The 12,382-nt window shown below is 49.5% G+C and carries 9 protein-coding genes; 8 read left to right on the forward strand and 1 reads right to left on the reverse strand.

Annotated features, from left to right (window positions below; all coding sequences use genetic code 11):
• Nucleotides 1-66: 66 nt before the first annotated feature.
• The 5 genes from IE064_RS10380 to IE064_RS10400 all read left to right on the forward strand — a co-directional run bounded on the left by IE064_RS10380 (nucleotide 67) and on the right by IE064_RS10400 (nucleotide 6,008).
• Nucleotides 67-735, forward strand: coding sequence for a Vat family streptogramin A O-acetyltransferase (locus IE064_RS10380; protein WP_373295261.1), 669 nt, complete (start codon nucleotides 67-69; stop codon nucleotides 733-735).
• A 335-nt stretch (nucleotides 736-1,070) separates the two neighbouring features.
• Nucleotides 1,071-1,706, forward strand: coding sequence for a type B chloramphenicol O-acetyltransferase (catB, locus tag IE064_RS10385; protein ID WP_189617759.1), 636 nt, complete (start codon nucleotides 1,071-1,073; stop codon nucleotides 1,704-1,706).
• A 248-nt stretch (nucleotides 1,707-1,954) separates the two neighbouring features.
• Nucleotides 1,955-2,320, forward strand: coding sequence for a VOC family protein (locus IE064_RS10390; protein WP_189617760.1), 366 nt, complete (start codon nucleotides 1,955-1,957; stop codon nucleotides 2,318-2,320).
• Nucleotides 2,321-2,547: 227 nt separating this feature from the next.
• Nucleotides 2,548-3,927, forward strand: coding sequence for an ATP-dependent RNA helicase DbpA (gene dbpA / locus IE064_RS10395; RefSeq protein WP_189617761.1), 1,380 nt, complete (start codon nucleotides 2,548-2,550; stop codon nucleotides 3,925-3,927).
• A gap of 182 nt (nucleotides 3,928-4,109) precedes the next feature.
• The gene (locus IE064_RS10400; protein WP_189617762.1) at nucleotides 4,110-6,008 is read left to right on the forward strand and encodes a CocE/NonD family hydrolase; all 1,899 of its coding nucleotides are present in this window, start codon (nucleotides 4,110-4,112) and stop codon (nucleotides 6,006-6,008) included.
• Between the two features lie 56 nt (nucleotides 6,009-6,064).
• Here IE064_RS10400 and IE064_RS10405 read toward each other — a convergent pair whose 3' ends face one another.
• Complete coding sequence (locus IE064_RS10405) at nucleotides 6,065-7,279, reverse strand: phospholipase D-like domain-containing protein (protein WP_189617763.1); 1,215 nt, start codon at nucleotides 7,277-7,279, stop codon at nucleotides 6,065-6,067.
• A gap of 289 nt (nucleotides 7,280-7,568) precedes the next feature.
• On the opposite strand from IE064_RS10405, the gene IE064_RS10410 reads away from it, so the two are divergent.
• From IE064_RS10410 to IE064_RS10420, 3 genes are all read left to right on the forward strand, one after another.
• Nucleotides 7,569-8,798: an MFS transporter gene (locus tag IE064_RS10410; protein ID WP_133040595.1), complete on the forward strand. Its 1,230-nt coding sequence runs from the start codon at nucleotides 7,569-7,571 to the stop codon at nucleotides 8,796-8,798.
• 262 nt (nucleotides 8,799-9,060) lie between these two features.
• Nucleotides 9,061-10,218 (forward strand): alcohol dehydrogenase-like regulatory protein ErcA, encoded by a 1,158-nt coding sequence (gene ercA / locus IE064_RS10415; RefSeq protein WP_189617764.1) that lies wholly within the window; start codon nucleotides 9,061-9,063, stop codon nucleotides 10,216-10,218.
• Nucleotides 10,202-12,370: a bifunctional diguanylate cyclase/phosphodiesterase gene (locus IE064_RS10420; RefSeq protein ID WP_189617765.1), complete on the forward strand. Its 2,169-nt coding sequence runs from the start codon at nucleotides 10,202-10,204 to the stop codon at nucleotides 12,368-12,370. Before ercA ends, IE064_RS10420 begins: the two co-directional genes overlap by 17 nt.
• Nucleotides 12,371-12,382: the final 12 nt, after the last annotated feature.

Below are 12,382 nucleotides of genomic sequence, written 5' to 3' on the forward strand. Positions count from 1 at the left end.
TACTGCGGCAGTGTGATTGCGGCTCACCGAGCCAGCGGAACAAACTAAAACAAGCTAGCTGGAGCGATGACTACCGTGAAAAAGTGTTCTTTGGTTAGAAATTGCTCAAAGTGTGCTCCGACCCTACCCATGAAGGGGTTTCCCCAAGTAGGATATTTAAAGAATTACATTACTTCTAAGAATATCATCGTTGGCGATTATACCTACTACGATGATCCTGAAGGTCCTGAGCGATTTGAAAGCAATGTGCTGTATCATTTTCCATTTATTGGCGACAAGCTCTTAATTGGGAAATTTTGTGCTATTGCTAAAAATGTAAAATTCATTATGAACGGCGCTAATCATAAAATTTCTGGTTTTTCTACATATCCATTCCAAATATTCGGTAATGGTTGGGAAAAAGTAATGCCTAAAGAGGGCGATCTTCCCTACAAAGGTGATACAGACATTGGGAATGACGTTTGGATTGGCTATGAAGCGACGATTATGCCGGGAGTGAAAATTGGCAATGGTGCAATAATAGCAAGTAAATCTGTTGTGGTCTCAGATGTTCCAGCGTATAGCGTTGTGGGTGGCAATCCTGCCAAAGTGATTAAATATCGATTTGACGATAGTACAATCAGTCAACTTCAAGCTATTGCTTGGTGGGACTGGTGTGCTGAGAAAATTACAGAAAACCTTCACGCGATAGTTGGTTGTGATCTTGCTGCACTTCAACAAGCAAGCGACATGTGACATAGCATTCCAGCATACATACAGCGGCAACGTGGCTTTAGGCAAAAGCGATGCGTAAGCGCATCGTGGTTTATTTCTGCGCGGCGGAGTTCCCAGAGAGAAGTGAAATTGGATACAGCCTAGTCCTGGCTAAGTCAGGGGATGAACAACTTACACTATTTGTTGGGCGGCATTCTTTGCTAACAACATAAACTGTTGTCACACGCTGAGAGAAAAGCTGTAATTCGAAACTTACGTGTTTGTTTTATTGAACGGGATCAATCCTATGCGGGGGATTCCTTGTGCGCGGCATCTAGGCTGCTGTGTCGTCTGAGATAATTTTGGTGTGAACGTATATGAACAATTATTTTGACAGCCCATTTAAGGGAAAACCTCTCACAGAGCAGGTCACAAACCCCAATATCAAGGTGGGCCGTTATAGCTACTATTCAGGTTATTATCATGGACATTCCTTTGATGATTGTGCTCGCTACCTTCTGCCAGATCGCGATGATGTTGATAAATTGATCATTGGAAGTTTTTGTTCCATAGGAACTGGTGCTGCCTTTATCATGGCCGGAAATCAGGGTCACCGATATGATTGGGCTACATCGTTTCCATTTTTCTATATGAGTGAAGAACCTGCATTTTCGGGCGCCGTTAATGCATACGAGAGTGCAGGCGATACCGTGATAGGAAGCGACGTGTGGATTGGCTCTGAAGCAATGATTATGCCTGGTGTAACGGTGGGGCATGGTGCGGTAATTGGTAGCCGGGCATTAGTAACCAAAGATGTTGAGCCATACACAATTGTCGGCGGTAATCCCGCCAAGGTGATAAGAAAGCGCTTCTCTGAACAGGAAATTTCAATGTTGCTGGAGATGAAATGGTGGGATTGGCCGTTAGCGCAAATTAAAGAAGCAATGCCTCTTTTGTGTTCGTCTGACATTGCCGGTCTTTTCCATTTTTGGCAGCGTACAACTGCTGGGTAAACAGCTGCCGTCGCCTCTTCGGGGGGGTGATGACCTTTTTCACGTCAAAGCCAGTGGTGTTGGCAATTTAACGTGAGTGCCAGCGTCACTATGAATAGTGTTTATCTTCCGCACAAGTTTTATGGGTAATGTTGGCTTTATTTCCCGAAGTAAATCAGGAATCAACGCCCAGCCGTTAGTGCCAGATTCGTAACCGCAGCGGTTTTGCCAGATGCAGAGCCGCAAGCTAGGACACAAAGAGGTGGATTTTGATTAGCCATATTGACCATATCGTGTTGACGGTGGCGGATATAGAACGTTCGGTGCGCTTCTATAACCGCGTGCTGAAGATGGAAGAAGTCACATTTGCCAACGGCCGTAAAGCCGTCAAGTTTGGAAATCAAAAGATCAACTTTCAGTTACTAGGACAGGAGCCCAGAAATTTCGCACGAGTCGGTTCTGGCGATTTATGTTTGATATCCCATTGGTCGTTAGACGAAATATTACAGCACTTGTCAGCAGAGAGAATAACAGTAATTGAAGGCCCGGTTCAGAAATCGGGAGCGAATGGACCTATTCAGTCTGTTTACTTCTTGGACCCAGATTCAAACTTAATTGAAGTCAGCGTTTACTAACTATGAGCGAATTTCCCGTTGTATTTGATGAAAAGCTGGTCGGAGAACATCTTGCAGAAGCTAAATCTGCGGGCGAGCTTGCGGCATTATGTGGTCGTGGGTTTCGATGATCCTTTCGCTTCGTGAATTGAACGCAGAAATTTTGCAACTTTGACGGCATCGCTGGCTGTGCCTGTTACAATAGCACTTTCAATATCTCATCCCACCATCATTTATCAGGATTTACTTTGACAACTATTGCCACCAATTTTGACGCTTTGCCACTTAATGCTTCACTTATTGCGACGATGGCGGAGCTGGGATTTACCCAGATGACCCCCATTCAAGCGCGCAGTCTGCCCGCCATTTTACAGGGGCGCGATGTGCTGGCGCAGGCAAAAACCGGTTCTGGTAAAACCTGTGCCTTTGGCTTGGGGATTTTACAGCAGCTACAAGTGAGCCGTTTTCGGGTGCAATCCTTGGTGTTGTGTCCTACCCGTGAACTGGCGGATCAAGTGGCGAGCGAGCTGCGTAAATTTGCCCGAGGTATCCATAACATCAAAATTCTAACCTTATGTGGTGGTACACCGGTCGGCCCGCAAATTGGCTCATTGGAACATGGTGCGCACATTATTGTGGGCACACCTGGGCGGGTGCTGGAGCACCTGCAACAAGGCCGGTTAAATCTTGATGAGTTGCAGCAGTGGGTGCTGGATGAAGCGGACCGCATGCTGGAGATGGGTTTTACTGACGCCTTAGAGCAGATCCGCAGTTACCTACCAAAACAGCGGCAAAACCTGCTGTTTAGTGCCACTTTCCCAGAGGCTATTTTGGCGTTAGCCAAACAAACCCTGCAGCAACCGGTGGAAGTTAAGGTGGAGGATGCGGATGAACATAGCCATATTCAGCAGCGTTTTTACCACATTACTAATGCCGAAAGCCGCCGTCAGGCAGTGTATCAATTACTGTTGCAATATCGGCCCCAAAGCGCGGTGGTATTCTGTAATACCAAGCAGGAGACTCAGGAAGTTGCCGATCTGCTGCGTGATAAAGGCTTTGATGCGGTAGCGCTGCATGGTGATTTGGATCAGCGTCAGCGCGATCAGGCATTAGTGGCCTTTGCGCTGAAAAGCGCGGTGGTAATGGTGGCAACCGATGTGGCGGCGCGGGGGTTGGATATCGATGCTTTGGATCTGGTGCTCAATTATCAACTGGCGTTTGAAGCGGAAGCTCATGTACACCGTATTGGTCGCACAGGACGCGCCGGAGCTAAAGGTATCGCACTGAGTTTGGTGGCTGCCAATGACGATATGCGTCTGGCATTACTAGAAGACCGATACGGTCAGCTGACGTTTGCCGAATTACCTGAGGTCAGCAATCGCACACCGTTAACGGCCAATATGAGTTGTATCCGTATCGAAGGCGGCAAGAAACACAAATTGCGACCCGGCGATATTCTTGGCGCGCTGACTGCTGGTAACGACATTAGTGGCAATGATGTGGGAAAAATCCAGGTGCATGATATCTGGTCCTATGTGGCGGTGACTCGTAAGTTGGGCAACGCTGCGGCAACAAAATTGTCAAAAGGTAAACTTAAAGGTAAGTCCTTCCGCGCCTGGGTGCTGTGAGGCGTAATCGCAAGTTAACGATGACTTTGGCTGATGCCCAGAACTGCGGCTCTCTGGGCATTGATGTGCCTGAGTTCACGTCATGTAACATTTTTGGCTTTTGCGACTGTTAAATTATCGCGCTACTGTAGACACATGCGTTATTCCCTACGCTTACTCTAATAAAAATAATGAGGTCATTAATGAAGCTACATCCCCTGATGCTGGCACTCGCCGCAAGCGCAGTGCTGCCTGTCACTTATGCTGCCGCAACAGTCACACCGATGACGCCAGACGGCGTTGCCAGTTATGACAAAATCCGTCCGCAAGCCGATTTTATCAAGCGGGTAGAAATGGTACCGATGCGTGACGGCACCAAGTTGTATACCGTGATCCTGATGAAAAAAGGCACCAAGAACGCGCCTATTTTACTGAGCCGTACGCCGTATGATGCCAAAGACGCTTTTGAGCGTACGGGTAGTCAGTCTATGCGTGAAGTTGTGGATGTCATGGATGTTGAGTTTGTGGAAGATAACTATATTCGGGTGTATCAGGACATCCGAGGTCTGCACAATTCCGAAGGTGATTATGTGACTAACCGCCCCCTGGTTGGCCCGCTGAATAACACTGGCATTGATGAATCTACCGACGCCTATGACACCATCGACTGGTTGGTAAAGCATGTGCCTGAGTCGAATGGTAATGTCGGCATTGTCGGTTCGTCCTATCTGGGATTTACGACCCTGATGGCCGAAATTAACCCGCATCCGGCACTGAAAGCCGCCGTCCCTCAGAGCCCGATGGTGGATGGTTGGATCGGCGATGATTGGTTCCATAACGGGGCTTTTCGTAACATTAACATTGGTTATACCGTAGAGCAGGGCACTGCCAAAGCAGAAAGTAGCGGTATTGCGGTCGGTGCCGGTGATGATTACAGCCGTTTCCTGGAAGCGGGATCCACCGGTGACTATCTGAAAAAGTGGGGATTTGAACACTATCCCTTTATTCAAAAAATGGTGCAGAACCCGGCGTATAGCGATTTCTGGTCGTTGCAGGCGGTTGACAAAATCATGGCTAAACAGCCGCTGAAAGTACCGACCATGTTAGTGGTGGGGCAGTGGGATCAGGAAGATTCGTATGGTGCGCCAGCGGTATACCAGGCGATGGAGCCTAAAGATAAACACAACAATATGGTGTCGCTGGTGATTGGCCCATGGCGCCACTCTGGCGTGAATCATTACGGTTATAATCTTGGGGCTTTGACCTTTACTGGCGATACCGCCCGCGAGTTCCGGGTGAAGTACATGAAGCCGTTTTTTGATCACTATCTGAAAGGGGCGCCAGATCCGCAAACGCCACCAGTGCTAACCTATGCCACAGGTGAAAACCATTGGAATGTGTCACCTAAATGGCCGATGGGAACCCCTAAAAAACTCTATATGACAGGCAATATGGGACTGTCGTTTAATCCCGCTGCTGATACTAACGCGCACGATGATTATGTTTCCGACCCGGCAAAGCCTGTGCCTTTTATTCCTCGGCCGATCAATATGGAAGACCCATTCCAGTGGAAGCCTTGGTTGGTGCACGATCAGCGTTTTGCCTCCAGCCGTCCAGATGTGCTGGTGTATAGCAGTGATGTGTTAGACAAGCCGGTGCATATCATGGGCGCGCCGATGGTTAACCTGTTTGCGGCTACCTCTGGCACCGATGCCGATTGGGTGGTGAAGCTGGTGGATGTGTATCCCAACACCACGACTGAAGGTGCCGCACAAGGGGCTGTCGGCCCAGAAATGACTGGCTTTGAGCTGCCGATAGGCATTGAGATTTTCCGTGGTCGCTATGTCCATGGTTTTGATAAACCCGCCGCATTGACACCAGGCAAAGTGGAACACTACCGTTTCGGTTTGCCGAATGTGGACCATGTATTCCTGCCGGGGCATAAGATTATGGTGCAGGTGCAGTCAACCTTGTTCCCCTTGTATGACCGTAACCCGCAGACGTTTGTCGATAATATCTTCTTTGCTAAGCCAGCGGATTATAAGAAAGCAACCATGAGCGTATTTCACAGCTCTAACGTTGAACTACCGATCGCCAAGTAAGTAGAGTAACAAAGAAAAAGCCGCTGGATTGCAGCGGCTTTTTTGTCATTGCTTGTCTATTTTGCAGTTGCCGGATGTGGCTTTGGATACGCTTTGTTGATATCCAATGCCGCGGCGTAAGGGCTGTTCCACAACTGCCGCTGCAACTCTCCCAGACGTTTGGCCATTGCCGGATTTTGGATCACTAATTCCAGATTCCGAGAGGTGTTCATGTAACCGCCTTCCCAGTTGCTGGTGCCAATCCAGGCTATCTTGCCGTCAATCTCCATGGTTTTGCTGTGCAAGGTGCGGGCAAACGGAATAAAACCTTGTTTGGCTTCTGGTATGGTCACCACTTTCACGTCAATGTTAGGCAGCACCTGCAAACTCTTCAGGTAATCAATATAAGGTTTGCCAGTATTCCAAGCGGAGATCATCAGGTGGATTTTCACTCCACGTTGGGCGGCGGCGCGTAGTGCATCATCGATGACCGCATAATAGGGCGCAGGCTTTTTAACACTATAGGATAGCGGCGCATAGGTCATGACGGTGATATAGACTTCCTGTTGCGCCTTCGCCAATAGTTTTGGTAACTCAGTTTCAGAGTCACCGACCCCCGCCGGATTGTAGGCGTTAGGGCTGGCCACCAGATAGGCACTCTGGGACTCATCGGCAGCCACCACTTGCTGATTCAACACCGGTACGGGTTTCCCTTCAGCCAGCAGTTGCTGCGCTTGCCAATCCACATCAAAGATGGCCTGTACTTGCGCCGCGACTTTGCTGTCGCTGATCAGCAGTCCCGTTTCGTGAATATGCTTCAGTGCGCGCCAGTCGAAGTTCTGGCTGCCGACGAAAGCGCTTTTACCATCAACCACGATATATTTCGCATGGATAATGCCGCCGCCAATTTTACCAAAATCAATCATCTGAAAGCTCAGATTGGGGATGCTCTTGATGGCAGTTAGGGTTGCTTCATTGGACATCCGCAGGCCGTGTTGATCCATCAGAAAACGAATTTTCACCCCACGCTCACCCGCTTTGCGCAAGTGCTCAAGCACTGGCTCTAATGGTTCTCCGGGTTCGCCAGTCACGTAAAACTGGGCAATGTCGATAGTGGCTTTAGCTGCATCGAACTGTTGACACCAGACGGTAACGGGATCTGCCAAGTCGGGATTATTCAGTGAGGTTTCCACCGGCGCAGTTTGCACCAGTTCAAAACCGGGAATGGAAAAGGTGGCATGGGCATTAAGGCTGAGCCCGAGCATACAGAGGCATAAAAAACGAAAACGCATGGCAACTCCAATCGGTATAAGTTCGTCGCTCATTATAAGGGTTAGTGTGACGATATTACTTCTGCCTTTGTGACAGAGTGTTTCTATTGTGGGCAATTACGAAGGTAATCTTCCCATTTTTAATGGATGCTTGGAGCTGGAGATATGGCTTTACCATCTTGGTGGCTGCACGAGTTTGCGTTGGTCGTAACCATCATCAGCGAAAAATTAATCAGTGTTGGCTGCTGGCACCGCAAATTCCGCTTGTGGTAGCATCAAGCTTCTATAAGACTTTCATCAACTTCCTATTATGAGTGTTCCCTCCACGGCCGATGCCTTGCAGTCGCTACGTGCGTATCCGGCGTTTATGCGTTATTGGTGTGCGCGACTGGCATCATCTTTTGCTTTTCAGGTTCTGTCGGTCGCAGTGGGCTGGCAGGTATATGACATCACCCGTGATCCTTTGGATCTTGGACTGATTGGCCTAGCGCAGTTTGTGCCGTCAGTATTGTTGGCACTGCCTGCCGGCCATGTCGCTGATCAATTTCCGCGGCGTAAAATTGTGCTGGTGACACAAAGTTGTCAATGGCTAGCGCTGCTGATACTGGTGATGGGCAGTTGGCAGGGATTCCTCAATGAGGGGCTGATCCTAACGTTAGTGTTTGTCATTGGTGCTTTTAAGGCATTCGAATTTCCAGCGCTGAAATCTATGGTGCCATCATTGGTGCCTGAGAGTTTGCTGCCTAGAGCGCTGGCGCTGGATGCTTCTGGTATGCAGATGGCGAGCATTGCTGGCCCCGCCTTGGGGGGATTGTTGTATATTGGCGGTCCGGTGTTGACCTACGGGCTGTCGGCACTGCTGTATCTGACATCGCTGTCAGTGTTGCTGAAACTGCAATATCACTATGTGCCTGCCGTGCGCCAGCCGATGACGCTGAACACGCTATTTGCCGGCGTGAGTTTTATCCGGGCGCGGCCAGTCATCCTAGGGGTGATTTCGCTGGATCTGTTTGCCGTATTATTGGGGGGCGCAACGGCGCTGTTGCCGGTATTTGCGCGCGACATACTGCATACTGGCCCTTGGGGATTAGGCTTGTTGCGTGCGGCACCTGCTGTGGGCGCTCTCATCATGTCGTTCTGGTTGGCACGTTACACCTTGCAACGGCGGGTCGGCATGACAATGTTTGGCGCAGTCGCCGGGTTTGGCGTGGCAACCTTGGTGTTTGCCTTGTCAACGAATCTATGGCTGTCGCTGGCGGCATTGGCGGCATTAGGCGCGTTTGATATGGTGAGTATGGTGATCCGCGGCGCGTTGGTGCAACTGGAAACGCCGGACGCCATGCGTGGCCGGGTGACTGCTGTTAACTCAATATTTATCAATACCTCTAATCAGTTAGGCGAATTCGAGTCCGGTATACTGGCGGCAATGGTTGGCGCGGTTAGTGCCACGGTGATTGGTGGCGTTGGCACGCTAGTGGTTGTGGCGGCTTGGATGCTGATGTTCCCACAAGTGCGTGATCGACAACGGCTCAAAGAATAGTAAAAACGGGGCTTTACTGCCCCGTTTTTTGTATTGACGGCCCTCTCCACTATTGCTGGCATTGGCGCAACGCGCGCCTGTGGTGTCTTCGTGGACGAGAATCTCAAGTTTAGAGTTCAACTCTTTCATTTTAGTTACTTATTTTCCATTATTTTTACAATTTGCTCATGTAGTATGGTCCATGTGCTTTTTTGATTTTGACATGGGTTCGCTAGTCTACACTCATTGTATGCGCGTGCTGTAGCTGAAAGGTGAGGATGATATGCCGTTGTATGAGATGCGAAAGTTTGTAGCACCTGAATTTATTTTTGGTGTGGGCGCGCGCCACCGAGTTGGTTTTTACGCACGGAATATGCAGGCTCGCAGAGTCCTTATTGTCACAGATGCCGGGGTTATGGCGGCCGGGTGGTTGCAGGATGTTGAGCAAGACTTACAGGAAGCTGGGATCGAGTATGCGGTATTCAGCCATCTGACGGCAAATCCCAAAGACTTTGAAGTTATGGCGGGCGCGAGGTTTTATGACGAACAAGCCTGCGATGTCATTGTGGCATTAGGTGGTGGCAGTGTTATTGATTGCGCCAAGGCCATTGGCATTGTCTACGCCAATAACTGCGATGTGCATGTCTTTGAAGGGGTTGATAATGTAGATATTCCAGGCCCGCCACTCATCTGCATTCCCACGACCGCCGGTACATCGGCGGACATCTCGCAGTTCAGCATTATTGTGAATTCCGCTGAACGCTACAAAATGGCGATTATCAGCAAAAGTGTGGTGCCAGATGTGGCACTGGTTGATGCTGAAACTACGCTGACGCTTGCGCCTTACCTGACGGCCTGTACCGGAATAGACGCGCTGACGCATGCGATAGAGGCATATGCTTCTACTGCCAATTCCCCGGTGGTGGATGTGCATGCCCTGGCAGCCATCGAGCTGCTGTGGCGAAATATAGACACAGCGGTAATGTCGCCGACCGATCTGAACGCCCGGGAAAATATGCTGCTGGGCAGTCTGCAAGCCGGGCTAGCCTTTTCCAATGCCAGCCTAGGGGCGGTACATGCAATGGCGCATTCGCTGGGGGGATATTTGGATCTGCCACACGGTGAATGTAATGCCTTGCTGCTCAATCATGTTATCCGCTTTAACATCAGTGCCGCACCCGAACGTTATCAACGTATTGCGGTTGCTATGGGCTTGCATACCAAAGGACTTAATGAACGGCAGCGCGCATCACTAATCGCTGACGCGCTGGCAGAGAAACGCCGAGTATTAGGCCTTACCGAAAAGATGAGTAATAAGGGCGTAAAGTATGGTGACATTGCAGATCTGGCATATCATGCCGTGCGCGATGCTTGTCTGGTGACCAATCCGCGTTATGCCTCAGTTGACGATCTTAAGGTGATTTATGGCGAAGCGCTCTGAAGAAGAATTGGATTGGGAACTGCGCAAAGCCAGTATTGTCGGCCTCGGTGAACGCTCGGTTCGCAAGAATTACTACCCGCAGTTGCGACAAAACATGGAGCGTTTACAGCGATTTCATACCTTACTGGACTATACCTCTGATTTTGTGGTGCTTATTAGCATGCCAGATGGCCTGATTTCTGATGCTAATGCAGCATTTGCGCAGTTATTGGGCATTAACGTCGATGACATTATTGGCCAACCTTTTAATGCCCAGTCATTTTGTAAAGACTGCCAACAAGTGATTGATTTGCTGCACCGCGACATGGTTGTTAGTCATAAACATTTCAGCAACCGCAACCATTCGCTAATTTCGCAAAGTGGGGATGATAGCCGTCCGAAATGGCTGGAACTGAGCTTTAAAATTGCCAGCGTGGATCGTCACTGCTATGGCGTGTTGGTTGGGCGCGATGTCACTGAACGCAAGCGTAATGAAGCGCTGATGAATAAACTGTTGTCTGAAAAGGCGGCACTGCTGGATAACGCATTAGTCGGAATCGCGAGTGTTCGCAACCGGTTTTTTGAGTCCTGTAACCGCCGTTTTGAGGAGATGCTGGGGTATCCGCCGGGGAAGTTGCAGGGGCAAAGCACGCGTATTATGTATCAGGAGGATGACACCTATACGGCACTTGGCGATGCCGCCTACCGCAGTATGAAGCATGGCCAAAAATATACCGCCAGAGTGATGTTAAGGCGTGCTGATGACTCCGAGTTCCTCTGTGAAATAACCGGCCAGCTTAACGATCCCTCACATCCAGAGCTCGGCAGCATCTGGATGTTTAATGATGTCAACGAACTCAAACTGGCAGAAGATAAAGCCTTGTTTCTTTCCCATCATGATGCGCTGACCAAGCTACCTAATTACCAGTTGCTTAAAGATCGGCTATCGCAGGCCATTTCCCTCGCCAGTCTCAGTGGCAAGCAAGTGGCATTGGTGGTGATAGATGTCGATCGCTTTAAAACCATCAATGATTCGCTCGGGTATGGTGTCGGTAATCAGGTGTTGGTGCAAGTGGCGGAACGTATTCTCAATGAAATCAGCGATGTTGATACTGTGAGCCGGCAGGGCGGGGATGAGTTCTTACTGTTGTTACCCGCCGAGTCCCTGGCTGATGAGCGTCTGCCAATTATTAGTCGATTAATGGCGAAGTTAGCCGAGCCTTATTTTGTGGCAGATACTGAGTTGCGGTTGTCGGTGTCGGTAGGTATTGCCCTCAGCCCAGATGATGGTGATGAATTTGAGATATTGCTGAAAAAAGCCGATATGGCAATGTATCGCGCCAAATCGGAAGGGCGTGACACTTACCGGTTTTTCAACGCAGAGATGAGCTATGAAGCGACCGAACAGCTCAATATCCGAGTAGGGCTGCGCAAAGCCTTGGAGTTGAACCAGTTTCAACTGTTTTATCAGCCACAGTTAGACATTAAAAGCGGCAAGCTTGTGGGTGCCGAAGCGTTAATCCGCTGGTTTCATCCAGAGTTTGGCATGGTGTCACCAGCGCATTTCATTCCGGTGGCTGAAGCATCGGGTTTGATCGTGGCGATTGGTGACTGGGTGCTACAGGAAGCTTGCCGGGAGGTCGCGCGTTGGCGAGATGCCGGAATGTCTAATCCAGTGGTAGCGGTTAATCTGTCAGCGTTACAGTTTGCTCGCGGCAATATTGAACAGACGGTGAGTAATGCCGTAGCGGATGCGGGCATTTTGCCGCAGATGCTAGAGCTTGAATTGACGGAGTCCATCATGATCCGCAACACCGAACGGGTGTTGGCAACGGTGAAGCGGCTCAAGCAAAAAGGCTTTGTATTTACTATTGATGATTTTGGTACCGGTTATTCCAGTCTGCAGTATTTGAAGCGATTCGAAGTCGATAAACTAAAAATAGATCAATCGTTTGTGCGCGATATTATCGATGATGAAGATGATGCAGCTATTGTGCGAGCCATTGTACAGATTGCCAAAGGCTTGGGACTGAAAACCATTGCTGAAGGCGTGGAAACTGCTGAAATTATGGGGTTGCTGCAGCAATATCAGTGTGACGAGGTACAAGGATACTATTTGGCACGGCCGATGTCGGCATCGCAGTTCATGACTTACTTACAGCAACATTGTTAGCCATAAAAGCGG

Origin of the sequence: Shewanella fodinae (assembly GCF_014651955.1) — a bacterium.
Lineage (GTDB): Bacteria > Pseudomonadota > Gammaproteobacteria > Enterobacterales > Shewanellaceae > Shewanella > Shewanella fodinae.

Excerpts from the sequence above, each read along its gene's own strand:
- IE064_RS10380 (WP_373295261.1), top strand. The coding sequence starts at position 67 with ATGACTACCGTGAAAAAGTGTTCTTTGGTTAGAAATTGCTCAAAGTGT.
- catB (WP_189617759.1), top strand. The coding sequence starts at position 1,071 with ATGAACAATTATTTTGACAGCCCATTTAAGGGAAAACCTCTCACAGAG.
- IE064_RS10400 (WP_189617762.1), top strand. The coding sequence starts at position 4,110 with ATGAAGCTACATCCCCTGATGCTGGCACTCGCCGCAAGCGCAGTGCTG.
- IE064_RS10405 (WP_189617763.1), bottom strand. The coding sequence starts at position 7,279 with ATGCGTTTTCGTTTTTTATGCCTCTGTATGCTCGGGCTCAGCCTTAAT.
- IE064_RS10410 (WP_133040595.1), top strand. The coding sequence starts at position 7,569 with ATGAGTGTTCCCTCCACGGCCGATGCCTTGCAGTCGCTACGTGCGTAT.
- ercA (WP_189617764.1), top strand. The coding sequence starts at position 9,061 with ATGCCGTTGTATGAGATGCGAAAGTTTGTAGCACCTGAATTTATTTTT.
- IE064_RS10420 (WP_189617765.1), top strand. The coding sequence starts at position 10,202 with ATGGCGAAGCGCTCTGAAGAAGAATTGGATTGGGAACTGCGCAAAGCC.